General features: G+C 41.7%; 17 protein-coding genes. 14 read left to right on the top strand and 3 right to left on the bottom strand.

The annotated features are described in order from the left end of the window. Nucleotides 1-4 precede the first annotated feature (4 nt). A complete protein-coding gene (locus tag ACYRY3_RS15525; RefSeq protein WP_460202536.1) occupies nucleotides 5-778 on the bottom strand; it encodes an SDR family oxidoreductase in 774 nt (257 codons plus the stop codon). A 53-nt stretch (nucleotides 779-831) separates the two neighbouring features. Here ACYRY3_RS15525 and ACYRY3_RS15520 point away from each other — a divergent pair, with 53 nt between their 5' ends. The 8 genes from ACYRY3_RS15520 to ACYRY3_RS15485 all read left to right on the top strand — a co-directional run bounded on the left by ACYRY3_RS15520 (nucleotide 832) and on the right by ACYRY3_RS15485 (nucleotide 5,386). Then, nucleotides 832-1,383, top strand: coding sequence for a DNA sulfur modification protein DndB (locus ACYRY3_RS15520; RefSeq protein ID WP_460202535.1), 552 nt, complete (start codon nucleotides 832-834; stop codon nucleotides 1,381-1,383). Nucleotides 1,384-1,629: 246 nt separating this feature from the next. Continuing rightward, nucleotides 1,630-1,800, top strand: a complete 171-nt coding sequence (locus ACYRY3_RS15515; protein WP_460202534.1) for a hypothetical protein — start codon at nucleotides 1,630-1,632, stop codon at nucleotides 1,798-1,800. Between the two features lie 588 nt (nucleotides 1,801-2,388). Beyond that, the gene (locus ACYRY3_RS15510; RefSeq protein ID WP_460202533.1) at nucleotides 2,389-2,730 is read left to right on the top strand and encodes a reverse transcriptase N-terminal domain-containing protein; all 342 of its coding nucleotides are present in this window, start codon (nucleotides 2,389-2,391) and stop codon (nucleotides 2,728-2,730) included. 479 nt (nucleotides 2,731-3,209) lie between these two features. After that, entirely contained in the window at nucleotides 3,210-3,407 is a 198-nt protein-coding gene (locus ACYRY3_RS15505; protein WP_460202532.1) for a reverse transcriptase N-terminal domain-containing protein, read from the top strand. Further along, nucleotides 3,344-3,718: a hypothetical protein gene (locus tag ACYRY3_RS15500; protein ID WP_460202531.1), complete on the top strand. Its 375-nt coding sequence runs from the start codon at nucleotides 3,344-3,346 to the stop codon at nucleotides 3,716-3,718. The genes ACYRY3_RS15505 and ACYRY3_RS15500 overlap by 64 nt, the downstream gene beginning before the upstream one ends. Before the next feature lie 52 nt (nucleotides 3,719-3,770). Next, a complete protein-coding gene (locus ACYRY3_RS15495; RefSeq protein ID WP_460202530.1) occupies nucleotides 3,771-4,658 on the top strand; it encodes a DUF4351 domain-containing protein in 888 nt (295 codons plus the stop codon). A 222-nt stretch (nucleotides 4,659-4,880) separates the two neighbouring features. Next, a complete protein-coding gene (locus ACYRY3_RS15490; protein ID WP_460202529.1) occupies nucleotides 4,881-5,078 on the top strand; it encodes a type II toxin-antitoxin system VapB family antitoxin in 198 nt (65 codons plus the stop codon). Then, nucleotides 5,075-5,386 (top strand): PIN domain-containing protein, encoded by a 312-nt coding sequence (locus ACYRY3_RS15485; RefSeq protein ID WP_460202528.1) that lies wholly within the window; start codon nucleotides 5,075-5,077, stop codon nucleotides 5,384-5,386. Before ACYRY3_RS15490 ends, ACYRY3_RS15485 begins: the two co-directional genes overlap by 4 nt. Here the strand turns inward: ACYRY3_RS15485 and ACYRY3_RS15480 are convergent. Beyond that, nucleotides 5,351-5,743, bottom strand: coding sequence for a hypothetical protein (locus ACYRY3_RS15480; protein ID WP_460202527.1), 393 nt, complete (start codon nucleotides 5,741-5,743; stop codon nucleotides 5,351-5,353). The genes ACYRY3_RS15485 and ACYRY3_RS15480 overlap by 36 nt on opposite strands. Nucleotides 5,744-5,994: 251 nt before the next feature. Here ACYRY3_RS15480 and ACYRY3_RS15475 point away from each other — a divergent pair, with 251 nt between their 5' ends. Next, the gene (locus tag ACYRY3_RS15475; RefSeq protein WP_460202526.1) at nucleotides 5,995-6,222 is read left to right on the top strand and encodes a hypothetical protein; all 228 of its coding nucleotides are present in this window, start codon (nucleotides 5,995-5,997) and stop codon (nucleotides 6,220-6,222) included. Nucleotides 6,223-6,484: 262 nt separating this feature from the next. Here ACYRY3_RS15475 and ACYRY3_RS15470 read toward each other — a convergent pair whose 3' ends face one another. Further along, nucleotides 6,485-6,976 carry a hypothetical protein gene (locus ACYRY3_RS15470; protein ID WP_460202525.1) on the bottom strand — a complete coding sequence of 164 codons (492 nt, stop codon included), beginning with the start codon at nucleotides 6,974-6,976 and terminating at the stop codon, nucleotides 6,485-6,487. A gap of 902 nt (nucleotides 6,977-7,878) precedes the next feature. Here ACYRY3_RS15470 and ACYRY3_RS15465 point away from each other — a divergent pair. The 5 genes from ACYRY3_RS15465 to ACYRY3_RS15445 all read left to right on the top strand — a co-directional run bounded on the left by ACYRY3_RS15465 (nucleotide 7,879) and on the right by ACYRY3_RS15445 (nucleotide 16,850). Then, on the top strand, nucleotides 7,879-8,379 hold the full coding sequence (locus ACYRY3_RS15465) for a DUF2231 domain-containing protein (protein WP_460202524.1): 501 nt from the start codon (nucleotides 7,879-7,881) through the stop codon (nucleotides 8,377-8,379). Next, a complete protein-coding gene (locus ACYRY3_RS15460) occupies nucleotides 8,376-8,981 on the top strand; it encodes a DUF2231 domain-containing protein (RefSeq protein WP_460202523.1) in 606 nt (201 codons plus the stop codon). Before ACYRY3_RS15465 ends, ACYRY3_RS15460 begins: the two co-directional genes overlap by 4 nt. Nucleotides 8,982-9,084: 103 nt before the next feature. Next, entirely contained in the window at nucleotides 9,085-10,035 is a 951-nt protein-coding gene (locus ACYRY3_RS15455; RefSeq protein ID WP_460202553.1) for a cytochrome c oxidase subunit II, read from the top strand. A 94-nt stretch (nucleotides 10,036-10,129) separates the two neighbouring features. Then, nucleotides 10,130-12,241: an SDR family NAD(P)-dependent oxidoreductase gene (locus ACYRY3_RS15450; RefSeq protein ID WP_460202522.1), complete on the top strand. Its 2,112-nt coding sequence runs from the start codon at nucleotides 10,130-10,132 to the stop codon at nucleotides 12,239-12,241. Then, the gene (locus ACYRY3_RS15445) at nucleotides 12,234-16,850 is read left to right on the top strand and encodes a type I polyketide synthase (RefSeq protein ID WP_460202521.1); all 4,617 of its coding nucleotides are present in this window, start codon (nucleotides 12,234-12,236) and stop codon (nucleotides 16,848-16,850) included. The genes ACYRY3_RS15450 and ACYRY3_RS15445 overlap by 8 nt, the downstream gene beginning before the upstream one ends. Nucleotides 16,851-16,897 lie beyond the last annotated feature (47 nt).

The raw sequence follows: 16,897 nt of genomic DNA, 5'->3' as shown, positions 1-16,897 counted from the left end.
TAATTTATAGTCCGCCTCTGGATCGAATAACCTGTCCTGTGATCCATTGCCCTTGTGATGAAGCAAGAAATAACACTATACGTGCAGCGTCTTCTGGAGTTCCAACCCGACCTAAGGGTGCCTTTACCTCAAGGGATGAACGAAATTCGTTACTCATCCAACCTGTATTTGTTGCACCAGGGTCTATAGCATTTACGGTAATACCTTTGCTTGCTAGGCTGGCACTCAAACTAATTGTTAGTGCCTCTATCGCTCCTTTGGTAATAGCATACGGTAAGTTCTCAGGCATTGGTGCCAAACTTTGACCAGATGTCAGATTGATAATTCGTCCTCCTGGTTTGCCATGATGACGCTTGGCAAATTCAGCACATAATAATGTAGTCCCTCGCACGTTCACTGCGTAATGAACATCAAGCAACTCAGCTTCGAGGGTATAGATATCCGCCTGTTGGTCATGAGCAGCGTTGTTAACTAAAATATCTACGGAGCCAAGGGTTTGCTCAACAGTATCAAACAATTTTTTGGGCATTTCTGGCTCAGCCAGGTTAGCTTCAAGCCCTGCTGCTTTGACTCCCAGCATTTTCAGTGATTCAACGATCTCTTCTGCCTCCTTTGAATGACTGCCCCAAGGCATTAACTTATCATATGGTCGATAATACGTTGTAAAAATATTAGCACCAGATGACGCTAGGGAACGGGCGATCGCTGCCCCAATACCAATGCGTCGGCTGACCCCAGTCACTAAAGCTACCTTACCTGACAAACCATAATCTACCATTTATGTTCAAACAGTACTAGCTGTCATTCTTCATAGATAGTATCGTGCTTTGCATGGCGATCGCACTACTACACCGAGTCCCCCAATTCCGTGACAATGTGGAGATGGTTGAAAACGGTCTAGGCAAGCACAATCCTAAGTTACTGACTCTTTCAACCTTAGTTACCGCTACCCAGCATATGTTCCCGTCTTTACAGTCTAAAAAGGATTTAGAACCCTTCATTGACTGGGCGACAACTTTCTGGGCGGCAGTAGCAAGCATCTTACCTGATGACCCTTGGCAGATTAAAAACAAACAGGAACGGGTAACTCAGAGACAAGAGTCAGTTGCAGTCAGTGCCATTGTTTTCCAGGCATTGGGAATGTTAGCCCGCGATTTATTCCTTGAAGGAGTTCCTGCGGAGAATTTAGTTAAGTGGTTGAGTAGATTAGAGGAAATAGACTGGCGTAGGGGAAATGGATTTTGGCGTGAACGAGGAGTCACACAAGTTGGCGCAACAGGAGAGCCAATGATGTCTAATACAAAAACAACGGTAGATGCTTGTCATAGGGTTTTGCGAGAGTTTGTAGGTGTTGTGCCTATGGATGGAGTTTTTGATAGTTAGATTGAGCCAAAATTCTTCTGTTGCTTAATAATATTTTTGATAAAGCAGCTTAATTATGTTTAGTTGGAATCATCAATATATAAAATTTTTAATTATAAATTTAAAATTAAATTTTAGTGTATTTTTACTAAAATTTAATAGAGTTAGATTCTAGTTCTTAAGTCCATTAAAGCTAGCCAAACGCTCGCTTAAAAAATTAAGACAACACCAAATTTTTCTAAGGGAATATCATTTAGTAAAAGCAAAATGACTGAAGTAAGAGCCAACTATGATAAATCCTGGAAAGAAGCCTTAAACGAATATTTTGAAGACTTCTTATCCTTTTTCTTTCCCTCAGCACACAGAGCAATTGATTGGACACAGCCCCCTGAATCTCTGGATAAAGAGCTTCAAGTGCGAATCGTTCTGTTGAAATAAGCTAAGTAACCTAGAACAGCTTAGGGAAAACAGGCAGGGTATTAATAAGAGGAAAACCTCAACAAAAACCCTGACAACTGACAGACCATGTAGGTGTAAATCCTACCCCGTAGGTGCAACGGTGAAAGCATTACCCCCAGGTTCGCGACTAGTCATCAACGCCTGAAGCGGGGTAAAAAGGCAGCAATACTGGAAGCCTAATCTGGTAATCTGCCGAGCAAAGTACCCATGGATAAGGTAGAACCTGAAGATGTGTTTGATACATCGTTACCTTGAACCAGCGAAATCAGGCTGAATGCGCTGGAGCCAAAAGGCAATGGATAAGGGAGTTGGCGGGAGTGAAACCGACCAATATGCACTTCCAACAAACCCGGTGTATAGCATCATCCCTAAAGGTATGTAGGATGGTCTTTCGGAACGAGATAACCGCTCACTTGCTCAATGGGAACAACAAAATCTCATTGTAGGTACTAACCAGATGCAGTGAGTCGGGGAGATTGAGTCAAAAGCGAAAGCCTGGGGTAATGCCCAGGATATGCAAACAGACTCACGGTGAAGTGGAAGATAAAGTTACCAGTAGGAGTGCAAATGTCTAATACGAGTGTCAAGACTACGGTAGAATGGAACGCGATTAACTGGCGAAAGCTAGAGCGTCGAGTTTATCAGCTCCAAAAACGAATTTATCAAGCCTCTAGTCGTGGTGATGTCAAAGCATATCGCGGACTTCAGAAGATGCTGATGAAGTCCTGGTCAGCAAGAGCATTGGCGGTACGTCGGGTGACCCAGGATAATCAGGGAGTGCGACGTGAAAGTTGTACATTAGGCGCATCCGCGCCTTCAAAACTGGAGAGCCATCTCTCCCGGAGAATTCTCTCTCTCCGTCCCCACATAAAAAGGTGGAAACACCTCGCCTACAACAAAATTAAGTAATGAATTTGTTGGAATGCAAGGCATGAAAACCTGTTAGCTGAAAGCCTAAATCAGTAATACGGGTAAGGGGAAGACCGATTCGGGTTAACTTAAAGTGAATCACTGTAAATTCCGTTATATCTGAAGAGTGAAATAAGGCTGATACACTCTAACCAAAAAGGTAAGTGAGTAGGTTATTAACAGTTCCTTGGGTTAATAACGAGAGAACATAACTCTCACCGGAGTATAGGTGGAACCCAAAGCGGTCACTAGTTAAATGTACGAAACACGGTAAGCCCTATAGATTCTCAAACAGGTCGATGATTTGAGTAGGTAGACCGCAAGGAAAACGGAACTATCTAGAGGGTAAAGGATGCTGGAGAAAGCAAAAGCTCCTAGTAACGTGGGAGATAGGGATTCAAAATTTGTCCCACATTGAAAGATGGCAAACTTCCAGCGGGTCTTCAACGATAAACAAAGTAAAAGGAATCGAACCGAAAGTGAAAGATAGAGTCAGCAATGACATCGGAGCCAAGGAACCGCTGAATAATTGGGCTGAAATTAATTGGAAGCTGGTTAAAAAGCGGGTTAGAAACCTAAGACAGAGAATTTATCGTGCCACCCAGAACGGTCGGTGGAATCAGGTTCGGAACCTGATGAAACTGATGATTCAACGTACTGGAAAGCAGAAGGCTTGAGCCGTATGATGCGTAAGTGTCATGTACGGTTCTTAGGGGAGAAGGACGCGGCGACGTGCGCCCTCTTACCCGACAAGAAGACGGCGGGAGTGGATGGTGTGAAATCATTGACCCCTAAGCAACGTCTTCACCTGATAGGTAAATTAAAACTTGGGTCAAAGGTCAGCCCAACTAGACGGGTATGGATTCCCAAGCCAGGGAGCGAAGAAAAACGACCTTTAGGAATACCGACAATTTTTGACCGTGCCAAGCCTAAACCCACCAAAAGACTTGAAAAAGTCCTGGGTAAATGGGTAATGAGGTCTGCATGACAAGCACTGTTTCACTGAGGAGCCGTGTAACGGGAAACTGTTAAGCACGGTTTTGGAGAGCAACGGCTCTCGTGAGGGAGTCGTTGACTTTACTAATATTACCGCTTCAGCAGAAGCGGGAGATGGAGTGGCTGATAAACTTTATAAAGTTCGGTTGTTGGACAAAAAAGAAGCTTGGATTTTAATCCACGTTGAGGTGCAAAGTGATTATGATGTTAACTTGTCCAAGCGAATATACACTTATAATTACCGCGCCGCCGAACTTTACGATAAATTTGTTGTTAGTTTGGCGGTTTTAGGTGACACTATTCCTACATGGCGACCTAACCGTTATGCTAAATCTGTTTTAGATTGCTCATTGAGTTTCACATTTCCTTCTGTCAAGCTCATGGATTACGAACAGAGTTGGCATGAGTTAGAATCCAATAGTAATCCATTTGCCATCATTACGATGGCACACCTAAAAACTAAAGCAACCACTAGTAATTTGACCCTACGCGAAGAATGGAAATGGCAGTTAATTCGCGGACTTTATGAGCGGGGTTTCACAAAACAGCAAATTGTTAAGCTCTTTGACATAATTGATACAATGATGACGCTGCCTCAACAGCTACAAAAAAGATTAGTTACCAAAATCAATCGTTTTGAGGAGGAAATGTTAATGGCTTTGGTTAGCCCAACGGTACAACTTGCTAGGGAAGAAGGTAGGGAAGAAGGTAGGGAAGAAGGTAGGGAAGAAGGCGAAATAATAGGTGAGCAGAAAGTCATTATACGACAACTCAATCGTCGTCTAGGTGAGATTGAAGCCCCATTCATTGAGCAAATTCGTAAATTACCTGTTGCACAGTTAGAAGAATTAGCAGAAGCATTACTGGATTTTTCGACTATCGCTGATTTAGAACAATGGTTACGAGATAGATCTAATGCTGTAGAAGCCTAAAAAAGTTCATAACTTGATATTAGGGGAGCGCTCTTATGTTCGGTTAATGAGTTATTATTAAACGAGCAGTGCAAAAACCACAAGACCTGCTCCCCATCACACCATCGCCCTTAATGATAAGTCTTTAATCAGACACGATATGATGGGCATTTTATTTCTTAGCAACAAATTTTAACTTGCTGATAAAATTTCTGTGTTAATACCGTTTGTAAAAGCAAGTGCATGACCATCAATCTCCAAATCGACGAAGCCTTAATCCAAGAAGCCCTAGCCGTGGGCAATCAACAAACCGAACGTGATGTGGTTGAAGAAGCATTGCGCGAATATGTACAGCGTCGCAAGCAGCTAATGGTGCTGGATTTATTTGGGACAATTGACTATGACGAAGATTACGACTATAAAGAGCAGCGACGGCAGTGATGAAAGTTGTTGTAGACACATCCGTATGGTCATTGGCATTGCGGCGAAATACTCCGTCACAAGCAATGGTTGTTGTTAATCAGTTACGCGATTTGATAGTCGATGGTCGAGTCGTTTTGTTAGGATCTGTGCGACAAGAGGTGCTTTCAGGGATTCGTTATCACGAAGAGTTTACTCGCCTTAAAGAATACTTCCGTGGCTTTCCTGACTTGGAGTTAACAATTGAACCTCCTGATAAACAACTGCATCTTCTAGCAATGGCTCAAACTGGTTTATGCTTGATTGAGCCACTCCAACCACTGCACTAACATGGATGCTGTTATATCCCGTTCGACGGCATAATTATCTTCCATTTCATGGTACAAATAAGCTTGGTGTTCGGCTGTAGGTGGGCAAACCAACCGAAGTTCACCTTCGGGCGGCTGTTTGCTCCATGTTAGTCGAATACCGCCTTGCTCATCCGTCGAAGCCGATGCTCTGGGAAAGCGATCGCCCATTGCTTCATAGGTATCTACAACCAATCGCATCGCCAAATTAAAGGCGGCTTGGCTCGGTTGTAAAATCCCATACTCATCCATTTCATCTTCTTCTAAAAGAGCAACGAGCCGCTTCAATGTCACCATAATATCGCTGCTAGAGGGCTTTCTTGACTGAGCAACTGTCATAAAACTCAAATAAATTCAGAAGATTGATACTAGCTTAACATGAGCAATGCTTAAAAAAGCGCTCTGCTTGCGTGGTGTTAGATGGTACCTTAAGTCTTTATAGTAATACGAGGATAATTAATGAGAACAATATTACTCACAACTAAGACTAGTAAGCATCAGAAACTGCTATGTTAGCTGAAATGCTACTTTTTGCTCTCAATCTGGGCACTCTTACTTAGTATAGAGTCAGAAATGGTAAAGCTATACATATGACAGCTAGTTTATGGGAGCAATTTTGCAGTGATTACAACATTATTGAAACCAGTGTACCTTTATTTGAAACCCAAGGAAATGTTGTCCTAACAACACCTTATGGTAACGATCGACGGCTCTTGCTACAGCGCTCTATGGTAATGGAAGATCGAGTCATTCGCGAAGTCAATAAAGTACTTGCTGATTTTCATCAGGGCACCAATGAGTTTGAGGGGCTTATATAAGTGTAGGTGCTTGGAGAGACGTAGGAGCAACGCGCCTTACATCTTTGGAATATCAACTAATCACGATCGCTAGCAAGTTATTCCCAAATTCTCTCCTGAATGAGGAGGGGGTTAATCGAGGATAACCAGATAACATATTTGTAAGCTAATGTAAGAGCTTGCTATTTACTTTCATAAAAGATATTTTGCGAGGCTTATTTTGTAATCAATTAGTTTCAAATTTTTGTGGTTAATCAACTGCATTTTCCCTTTGTAAGGCTAATTAATGTAATTGCTTATCAACAAATTGTAAAAATATTTTTGGCTCTTGATAAACCCTTTGCAGTAAATCTGGTTTATCTTCTGCTTCAGTTGCAAATAGCTTAAACAGGTATCCTTTTAATCCCACTAAACCATAACCAAAACGTGAGGCTTCCGCATTGGAAAGGGTGAGAATGAAAGACTTTGTATTGGCGTTCAGGAAACGGATAAAAAAAGTACTTTTTTTGGAAGCTAAAAAAATGAGAGTTTGTTCTGAATCAGTTTTCACTGGAAGGTCAAGTGCTCGTAGGTATTTATCTCCCAACAGCACAAACACTAAATCATACGCAACGATCGCTTGCTCAAAATCTTCATGTATTCCAAGAGCCTGAGCCCATCGATCTATTTCTCGTCCTTTTGTTATTTGTGTCTTTTGTATGGGGCTGCAGACATGGTGTTGGGGCAGTTTTTCTAAATGCCTAGTGCTAGCGAACACCTCTAGAGCGATCGCCATTCTCTAACTTTATCATGAGGTCTTATGCTTTGTAAGCAGGTATAATGCTGCTAAGTTGTCTTAAAAGCCCATTCTCAATGAAAACAACAGCCGCAGTCACCTTCGACATCATTGGTACCTGCTTTAGTTATTCTCCTGACTTTTCACCTTATATGGACTAGCCCACAAAAAATCTAACTGTCAAACCCAAAATTCAAAGTCTCTCTCCTATAAGGAGAGAGATTTAGAGAGAGGTTATTCAGATAACATAAAAAGTAAGATTTATTCTCGCTCACCTACTAAATTCCCTATTGTAAACCATTGGTTGACAAAATCCAGATAACTGGATCGGCAGAAATCAAAGCAATTATGTTAAGGAATATTAAGAGACTATTGTTCAAAGCGCTTTCTGTTGCTTCGTGATACCCACATGCTTGTTTTTATCCTGCTATATTCATAACCTGTAGAGTAATAAAAAATACCGAGTCAACCACCTTGACTATTTCAACGAAAAGATGGTGCGTTACTCAATTTATTCTCTATTATATCAAAATGAAAAAAATCTAAAAATATCATCAGATACACAAAATTAATTAACATAAGTTTAAGATAGCTAACAGTGGTAAATACCTCAAAGGGAAGAGTTTACCCCTCACAAACAAACTAGTCTGGCATGGTGCTGTTAATTAGACAGGGTTTAGGTCTAACCTAAGTTCTTATAGAAGTCAAAATTCAAAAGTCAAAAGTAGGAATACTCAATTTTGACTGAAGTCAGAACTCCTTGGACTTTTGAACTGGAAAATTTGATTTAGGAGTGACTCTATTTAGATAGTTAGGAATTAGAAATTAGTAGTTAATAGTTAGTTGTTAATTGTTAACTACTAACCACTAGCCACTAACCACGAACCATTAAGGAGAATACCATGCTTGCGTATCTTCCAATTTTGAATGACCATAATTTACCGTATCCCGATACGATGCATCCCATCGTCGTTCACTTTGTGATTGCGATGGTAATCTTTGCTTTCTTCTGTGATGTCGTTGGATATTTTACCCGGAACCAGCGTCTTTTTGAGGTGAGTTGGTGGAATATGTTTTTCGCTACGATTTCCATCTTCGTCGCCATAATTTTTGGTCAATTTGAAGCAGGTTTGGCAGAACCTTATAATGCAGCTCGACCAGTGCTAAATGTACACACGCTTCTTGGCTGGTCGCTTTCAGGAATTCTTGCTGCCATTACAGCTTGGCGTTATGTGATTCGCGCCCGTACCCCAGACAAAGTGCCTATTTATTATCTAGCTGCAGGATTGTTATTGACTGTTTTGGTAGGTATACAGGTCTATTACGGAGATGAACTGGTTTGGGTGTATGGGTTGCATACTGTACCAGTTGTTGAAGCCGTGAAGGAGGGCTTGCTGCAATGAACCCTGAACTTATGGATCAATTGAAAAGCCAGCTTGGGGCAAATGGGTTACCCTATACGATACCCATTCATCCAAACCTAGTCCATCTCACTCTGGGTTTGTTTATCCTTGGGGTGACTCTGGATGTTATTGGTGCGTTGTTCCCCCTACAAAAACCAGTCTTTAAGTTTTTGGCAATTCCTGTTATTCGTTCCAACTTCTTTGATGTTGGTTGGTACAATATGCTAGCTTCGGCGGTCATCACGTTTTTCACCGTGGCTGCAGGTTTTTACGAAATGATGTTGGCAGAACCATCTACAGACGTAAAGAGTGCTTGGGGATTGCAGGCAATGGAAACAATGCTTTGGCATGGTGTAGGTGGTGTTTTTCTTCTAGCAGTGATTGTTGGTATGACTGCTTGGAGAGGATTCCAACGCTATTTTTCGCGCAGGGACAACAGCCAAGAAGTGCGGTGGACTTATTTACTTTCCGGGCTGTTCATTATGTTCCTCATGTACGTCCACGGTACTTTAGGAGCACATCTAGCCGCAGAATTTGGGGTTCACAACACTGCTGATATGCTATTGCGCTTGGGTCAAGACCCCAATTTACTGCTGAAGTAACTAAATTAGTCCTTCGTCATTTGTCTAGTGTCATTTGTTTTTAACTAATGACTCATGGCTAATGACAATGACTAATACCCAATGACTAATGACTTTTGTCGCCATGAAAATCAGAAATATTTTGATACTGAGTGCGTGTGCTCTCGTCTTAACTGCTGTTAGTCTTTGGATAGGGCATCTAGCATATTCCTGGCTACCTCCTCAAGCCGCAGCAGAATCGCAACTTATTGATGAATTGTTTAGCTTTTTAGTAACACTAGGGGCATTTATCTTCCTAGGAGTGACGGGAACACTCACCTATTCAATCATTTTCCATCGAGCCGGAAAATATGATACAAGCGATGGTCCCCCTATTGAAGGAAACCTAACTTTGGAATTTGTCTGGACTGCAATTCCTGTATTGCTAGTGTTTTGGATTGCAGGATACAGCTACCAAGTCTACGAGCAAATGGGGATTCAAGGACCAAGCTCAGCTGTTCACGTCCATATACCAATGGCAATGGAAACAGCATATGCCGCGCCTAAGAATGAGGACACGGGGAATGTTTTTGATAAAGCCAACGAGTCTTCTGAAGCCAGTGTACTGCCAGTTGAAGACATTGAAGTCGATGCCAAGCAATGGGCTTGGGTCTTCCGCTACCCAGAAACGGGAGTCACAAGTACTGAACTGCACTTACCTGTCAATCACCGTATTCGTTTAGCGATGCAGTCAGAGGATGTGCTTCACGGCTTTTATATTCCGGCTTTCCGAGTTAAGCAAGACATTATTCCCAACCGCAAAATTGACTTTGAATTCACACCCATCCGCACTGGTCAATATAGATTGACCGATTCCGAATTCAGCGGTACTTACTTTGCAACCATGCAGGCAGATGTTGTTGTTGAGTCCTCTGAAGATTACAAAAAGTGGCTTAAAAAAGCAGCTAGTCGTAAACCATCCCCTGCAACCAATCAAGCAGCTGCCGAATATGCTCAAGCATTACAAGAGCCAGTAAAATCGGGCTGGCCTACCGTAGCGCCTGCACAACCCCCTCTAGTGAATTACAGCAATTAGTTAGTGGTTAGTGGTTAGTAGTTAATAGCTGATAACCAAAAACAAATGACCAATGACAAATGACCAATGACACATGACCAATGACAAATGACCAATGACACATGACCAAAAACAAATGACCAAGGACAAGCGACAACGCTACTGGATTGAACCGCCAAAACCAGGATTTGGACAAAATGGCAATGGGCGAGGGCATAACGTCTCGGAGAGAAACCTGATTGGAGACAATCGCCTTCCAACATCATTTGCGAAAAAACCCGATATCGCGGACTGGTTTTACATCCCTTTTTGGAAGCCCGCTTTACCCCCAGTACAACTTGATAGCAATCAATTAACCGACCAAAAATCTTACGCCTTAGTGTTTGTGGATGAGTGTGGATTGGGTGAAAAATTGCTCAAATCCCTAGAAAAACAGAACTGGGATGCGATCGCTGTCACAGTTGGAGAAAATTTTACCAAACTAGGGGAGTTACAATATACTATCAATCCTCAAAATCATCAGGATTATCATCTCCTCATCGACCAACTACTCAAACAAAACAAATTACCAAAAACGATTGTGCATTGCTGGAGTGTCACACCTATCGATGAGATACAATTAGACCTTGAAAAAGTTGAAACCGCTCAAACAACAGGATTTTACAGTCTACTGTTTCTTGCTCAAGCTTTAGGAAAACAACAAACCACTGAGGATTTTCACATCACGGTGATTTCTAACAACCTACAACCCGTGAGTGGAACAGAAGTGCTTTGTCCAGACAAAGCAACAATACTTGGACCGATTAAAGTTATACCCCAAGAATATTCAAATATTAACTGCCGTAGTATTGATGTTATTCTTCCCTCACCCGGAACTTGGCAAGAAGAACAACTCTTAGAAAAATTACTCATAGACTTGACAGTTTCAGATTCGTCCAAGCTAATTGCTTACCGAGGACTAAACCGTTGGGTGCAAACTTTTGAGCCAGTACGCTTCGAGCAAACTCAAATTGAAAAGCCGCGACTCAGGGAAAAGGGAGTCTACTTAATTACAGGTGGACTCGGAGGGATTGGACTGGTTTTAGCAGAGTATTTGGCGCGAACAGTACAAGCAAAACTCTTGTTGGTAGGACGAAAGGCTTTTCCCAAACCAGACGAGTGGTCGCAATGGCTGGCGACTCACGATGAGACCGATAGCACCAGTCGCAAGATTCGCCAACTTCAACAACTCCAACAATTGGGTGCATCTGTTTTGGTGGTGAGTGCTGATGTGAGCAACATAGAACAAATGCATAACGCTATTAGTCTGGCTCAACAGCAGTTTGGACCGCTAAACGGTGTTATCCACGCGGCTGGAATTCTTGAAGGCAAGTCTTTTGCAGCTGTTGAAAATATAACTAAAACTGATTGCGAGCAGCAATTTCAACCAAAAGTATACGGACTGATTGCATTAGACAAAGTTTTGCAAGACAAGCATTTGGATTTTTGTTTATTGCTTTCTTCCTTATCATCTGTTTTAGGAGGCTTAGGATTTGCTGCTTACTCAGCAGCTAATATATTCATGGACGCTTTTGTACACAAACACAATCAGAGCCATCCTGTTCCGTGGAGCAGTGTAAGTTGGGATAGCTGGAAACTTGAAAAAGAAAATAAACAAGGTACATCAGTTGGAACAAGTGTAACTGAATTTGCATTCAACGCCCAAGAAGGTGTAGAAGCGTTGCAAAGGATTTTGCACTTTAGTGAATTCAACCATGTCATTGTTTCTACTGCAGAACTTCAAGCTAGAATTGACCAATGGATTCAGCTCAAATCTTTTCAAGATAAATCATCCCAACAAGCAGATTTGCGATCGCTTCATCTCAGACCCGATTTACAAAACCTATACGTTCCTCTTACAAATGAGCTTGAGCAAGTCATTGCTAACATTTGGCACGAAATTCTTGGAATAAAAGATGTGGGTCTCCATGATAATTTTTTTGAATTAGGAGGAGATTCAATACTTATAATTCAAGTTCGTAATAAACTAATAAAAACATTAAATAAAAACATTTCAATTGCTAACCTATTTGAATATCCAACCATCGGTGCTTTAGCAGAGTATCTCGGTGGAAAATCGGCTGACGAAACAACATTGCAGCAAGCAGATGAACGTGCCAGCAGAAAAGAAGCGGCTATGCAAGAAAGAAGAAAATTAGCGAAACAAAGGAGGATGGCAGATGGATAACCAAGAAATTGATGATTCCGTCAAAGGTATAGCCGTAATCGGTCTGGTTGGTCGTTTTCCAGGAGCCAAAAACGTTGAGGAATTTTGGCAGAATCTTTGTGATGGGCAGGAGTCAATTTCCTTTTTCAGTGACGAGGAACTAGCAGCTTCAGGCATAGATCCAGCGTGGCTGAATGACCCCCAATATGTCAAAGCGGGTGCTCGTCTGTCAAACATTGAGATGTTTGACGCTTCCTTCTTCGATTTCTCCCCAAGGGAAGCCGAAATCATGGACCCCCAACACCGCATTCTCCTTGAGTGTGCTTGGCAAGCTCTAGAAAATGCGGGTTATGCCCCAGGCGCAGGCAAAGAATTGACAGGTGTTTACGTGGGAACTAACTTGAGTATCTATATGCTTGATAACTTGAGTTCTAACCCTGACGTAATCAAATCAATGGGTTCCTCAATTTTCTTTAGCAATGTTCAAGACTTTGCAGCCACACGAGTTTCGTATAAATTAAACTTGAAAGGGCCAAGTATCAATATTAGTACGGCTTGCTCCACATCGTTGGTCGCTGTTCACTCGGCATGCCAAGGATTGCTAAACTACGAGTGCGATCTCGCTTTAGCGGGTGGAGTTTCCATACAATCTCTGCAAAAGCAAGGGTATTTTTATCAAGAAGGGGGGATAACTTCTCCCGACGGTCACTGTCGCGCCTTTGATGCTAAAGCACAGGGAACTGTTTTTGGCGATGGCGTAGGCATTGTCGTACTCAAAAGATTAGAGGATGCTTTAGCAGATGGGGACTGTATTCATGCGGTGATTAAGAGTTCAGCTATCAATAATGATGGTGCTGCTAAGGTAGGTTATACAGCTCCTAGTGTTGGTGGTCAAGCCTCGGCAATTGCTGAAGCTGTTGCAATCGCTGGCTTGAATCCGGAGACTATTACTTATATTGAAGCCCACGGAACCGGTACAGCGTTGGGAGACCCTATTGAAATTAGTGCCCTCAAGAAGGTGTTTGAAGCCCGCACCAAGAAGAAGGGATTTTGTGCTATTGGTTCCGTCAAGACCAATGTTGGGCATCTGAATGTAGCGGCTGGTATGACTGGTTTAATCAAAACGGTCATGGCGCTGAAGCATCAGATGATACCGCCCAGCTTGCACTTTGAACAACCAAATCCAGAGATAGAGTTTACCAATAGCCCCTTTTATGTTAATACTTCGTTATTGGAGTGGAAAACTAACGAAATTCCAAAAAGAGCAGGTGTCAGTTCTTTTGGTGTAGGGGGTACCAATGCCCATGTCATCTTGGAAGAAGCTCCCGTTATTGAACCTTCAGCCACTTCCCGTCCCTGGCAATTGTTAGTTCTCTCAGCGAAAACCAGTACAGCCCTAGAAGCTGCAACAGCCAATTTAGCTGCTTACCTCCAGCAAAATCCCGATCTTTCCATCCCTGATGTCGCTCATACCCTACAAGTGGGTCGTCGCGCTTTTGACCATCGCCGCACGATCCTTTGCCAAAACTGGGAAGATGCGGTCAACTTGCTTAACAACCAAGACCCGCAACGTGTTTTTAGTTACCATTGCAAACCAACTAATTGTCCGGTAATCTTCATGTTTTCAGGACAAGGGGCGCAGTATGTCAATATGGGGAGGGAGTTGTACTCAGTCGAACCCACCTTCCGCAAACACGTAGATACTTGCGCTGAGATTTTGCAGCCTCACCTGGGTCTTGATATCCGTTCTCTACTATATCCAGAAGAACAAGATACTGAAGGAGCTTCTTTACAACTACAACAAACTGCTTTTACCCAACCAGCACTGTTCGCCCTCGAATATGCCCTGGCTCAATTATTAATGGAGTGGGGAGTACGTCCAGAAGCCACCATCGGTCATAGCATTGGGGAATATGTCGCTGCAACCATTGCAGGTGTCTTTTCTCTAGAAGATGCCTTAGCAGTTGTAGCAACTAGAGGTAAACTAATGCAACAATTGCCAGATGGCAGTATGCTGGCAATTAGACTAGCATATAAAGATGTCCAATCCCTGTTAAACAGAGAGACAAAAGATAGCGCCTCTGTAGAAATAGCAGTAGTTAACAGCCCATCTTCCTGTGTCGTTTCTGGTGCAAATGAGGCGATCTCCGCACTACAAAACCAATTGTCTGACCAAGGGGTTGAATGTCGTCTGTTGCATACATCCCATGCCTTTCATTCTGCCATGATGGAACCAATATTGGAACCATTTGTACAGTTGTTGAAAACAGTGAAGCTCAGACCACCTCGCATTCGCTTTATTTCCAATGTGACTGGCACCTGGATTACGGATGAACAAGCCACAAATCCCAGCTATTGGGGTCAACATTTGCGCCAAACAGTGCGATTTTCTGATGGCATATCCCAACTATTAAAGCAGTTTGAAGGTGTGTTTTTAGAGGTGGGACCGGGACGAACTTTAAGCACATTAACAACACAGCATTTAGATAAAAATGCCAAACAACAGGTGTTGACTTTATTAAACCATGTTAAAGAACAAGAATCGGATATCAGTTTTGTATTGCAAACATTAGGTCGATTGTGGCTTTTTGGTGTGGAGATAGATTGGTCGGGATTCTATACCCACGAGTTCCGTCATCGTATACCTTTGCCTACCTACCCCTTTGAGCGACAAAGATATTGGATCGATCCTCAATCTTTATCACCTTCTTCAAGCCCTCAGGTAGCAACATTAGATAATAAACAAGATATTGCCGATTGGTTCTATACTCCTTCATGGAAACGCTCGTTGCTCCCTAGTTTAGAGGCTGCTCAAATAGAATCTGCACAGGAGCAATGGCTGTTTTTTGTTGATGAGTGCGGTGTGGGAGACCAATTAATTTGTAAATTGAAAAATCAAGGTAAAAATGTCATTACGGTTAAGCAGGGAGATAGGTTTAGTAAAATAGGTGAGGATACTTATACAATTAACCCATGCTTACGCGAAGACTATCATACTTTGTTCCAAGAGCTTGTGTCATCAGGTAAAACCCTCCAAAATATTGCTTATTTATGGAGCGTAAGTAATTTTGAAAATCGTCCACTGGAAAATTATTTAGAATTCAACACTTTACTGTTTTTAACACAAAGTTTTAGTAAACTGACGACTAACCAAAGTTTGCAGCTTTGGATTGTATCTAATAACACCCAACAAGTCAATGGCAATGAAATTCTAGACCCAGAGAAATCAGTAGTCTTAAGTTTATGCAAGGTAATTCCTCAAGAGTATCCTAACATCATTTGTCGGAATATTGACATTCATTTGACCAATCCTCAAGATATTAACAGTAGCAAGGGAAATGGTTATAATATTATTGACCAACTCTTAAATGAGTTTACAAGTGTATCCTCAGACTTAGTTGTTGCTTATCGCGATCGCCACCGTTGGGTACAAACATTTGAGCCAGTTCAGTTAAAGCCAGTAGTTGAAGAAAAAGCACCATTGAGAAAACAGGGGGTTTACCTGTTTTATGGCGGATTAGAAAGTCTTGGAGTTGTACTGGCAGAATATTTAGCAAAAACTGTACAACCAAAACTGGTATTTATTGAGGATTCTCATTTTCCAGAAAAAGATGACTATTTACAGTGGATTGAAAGCCACTCCCAAGAAAATGAAGTGAGCCGCAAAATCCAAAAATTGCAAGCCTTGGCTCAGTTGGGTGCAGAAATTGTTGTGGTACGTGCAGATAGAACTAACTATGAACAAATACACCAGAACCTTGTATCTGAGAATATCGAGCAAATTCATGGGGTGATTTATTCGATTGGAATCAAGCGTGAAAGTATATTTAACTCGATTCCAGAAATTGATAATATAGAACTAAGAAAGTTTTTGAATTCGGAACTTTATAGTCTGACTGTTTTAGAAAAGACTTTACAAAACAAAAAAGTTGATTTTTGTATCATTTGTTCTTCTTTATCTTCCATTTTAGGTGGATTTGGGTTAGGCTTATATACAGCAGTTCATCATTTCATAGATACCTTTACTAATCGGCACAACCAGGCTGATTCTCTGCCGTGGTACACTCTGAATTGGGACAAATTACAACTAAATAAAACCCTAGAAGCAACAACACTTGGACAAGTACCTGGAGTAGAATTAGCCATTACTGGCAAAGAAGTTGTAGAAGTATTTAAACGAATATTTTCTTTAGGCGAAAGAAATCAGATTATTATTTCTACAGTAGATCTCAATGCTAGAAACCAGCATACCTTTAACCCTGATTCTCTAGCTCATTCTGAATCTTCCCATCACTTAGGTTCATTTGCTCGCTATTCAAGACCTAACCTGAGTAATTCCTATGTTCCTCCGACAAATGAGTTGGAAAAACAAATTACAGAAATATGGCAAGAGGTACTTGGGATTGCAGAAGTTGGTATTTACGACAACTTTTACGACTTAGGAGGAGATTCGTTAATCGCCACTCAATTAGTCTCTCGGTTGCGAGCAAGATTTCCTGTAGAAATCCCACTTCGTAATTTTTTATTGGAAGGAGTAATACCAGCCACACAAGCAAAAATGATTGAGCAACTTCTAGTGGAAAAAATTGAAGAATTATCCGAGGAAGAGGTAGAAGCTCTTTTAGGGTAAAGAAACAGCCTTGTTCGTTTCAAAATCTCACATTACTCAATTAAAAA

It is taken from the genome of Scytonema sp. NUACC21, from assembly GCF_054684315.1.
Note: the sequence above shows the minus strand (reverse complement) of the source record. Positions and strands in the feature narration are given on the sequence as shown.

Bases quoted from the DNA above. Each gene is read 5' to 3' on its own strand.
- ACYRY3_RS15480 (WP_460202527.1), bottom strand. From the start codon at position 5,743: ATGACAGTTGCTCAGTCAAGAAAGCCCTCTAGCAGCGATATTATGGTG.
- ACYRY3_RS15515 (WP_460202534.1), top strand. From the start codon at position 1,630: ATGACTGAAGTAAGAGCCAACTATGATAAATCCTGGAAAGAAGCCTTA.
- ACYRY3_RS15445 (WP_460202521.1), top strand. From the start codon at position 12,234: ATGGATAACCAAGAAATTGATGATTCCGTCAAAGGTATAGCCGTAATC.
- ACYRY3_RS15520 (WP_460202535.1), top strand. From the start codon at position 832: ATGGCGATCGCACTACTACACCGAGTCCCCCAATTCCGTGACAATGTG.
- ACYRY3_RS15465 (WP_460202524.1), top strand. From the start codon at position 7,879: ATGCTTGCGTATCTTCCAATTTTGAATGACCATAATTTACCGTATCCC.
- ACYRY3_RS15475 (WP_460202526.1), top strand. From the start codon at position 5,995: ATGACAGCTAGTTTATGGGAGCAATTTTGCAGTGATTACAACATTATT.
- ACYRY3_RS15455 (WP_460202553.1), top strand. From the start codon at position 9,085: ATGAAAATCAGAAATATTTTGATACTGAGTGCGTGTGCTCTCGTCTTA.
- ACYRY3_RS15490 (WP_460202529.1), top strand. From the start codon at position 4,881: ATGACCATCAATCTCCAAATCGACGAAGCCTTAATCCAAGAAGCCCTA.
- ACYRY3_RS15525 (WP_460202536.1), bottom strand. From the start codon at position 778: ATGGTAGATTATGGTTTGTCAGGTAAGGTAGCTTTAGTGACTGGGGTC.
- ACYRY3_RS15510 (WP_460202533.1), top strand. From the start codon at position 2,389: ATGTCTAATACGAGTGTCAAGACTACGGTAGAATGGAACGCGATTAAC.
- ACYRY3_RS15460 (WP_460202523.1), top strand. From the start codon at position 8,376: ATGAACCCTGAACTTATGGATCAATTGAAAAGCCAGCTTGGGGCAAAT.
- ACYRY3_RS15470 (WP_460202525.1), bottom strand. From the start codon at position 6,976: ATGGCGATCGCTCTAGAGGTGTTCGCTAGCACTAGGCATTTAGAAAAA.
- ACYRY3_RS15450 (WP_460202522.1), top strand. From the start codon at position 10,130: ATGACACATGACCAAAAACAAATGACCAAGGACAAGCGACAACGCTAC.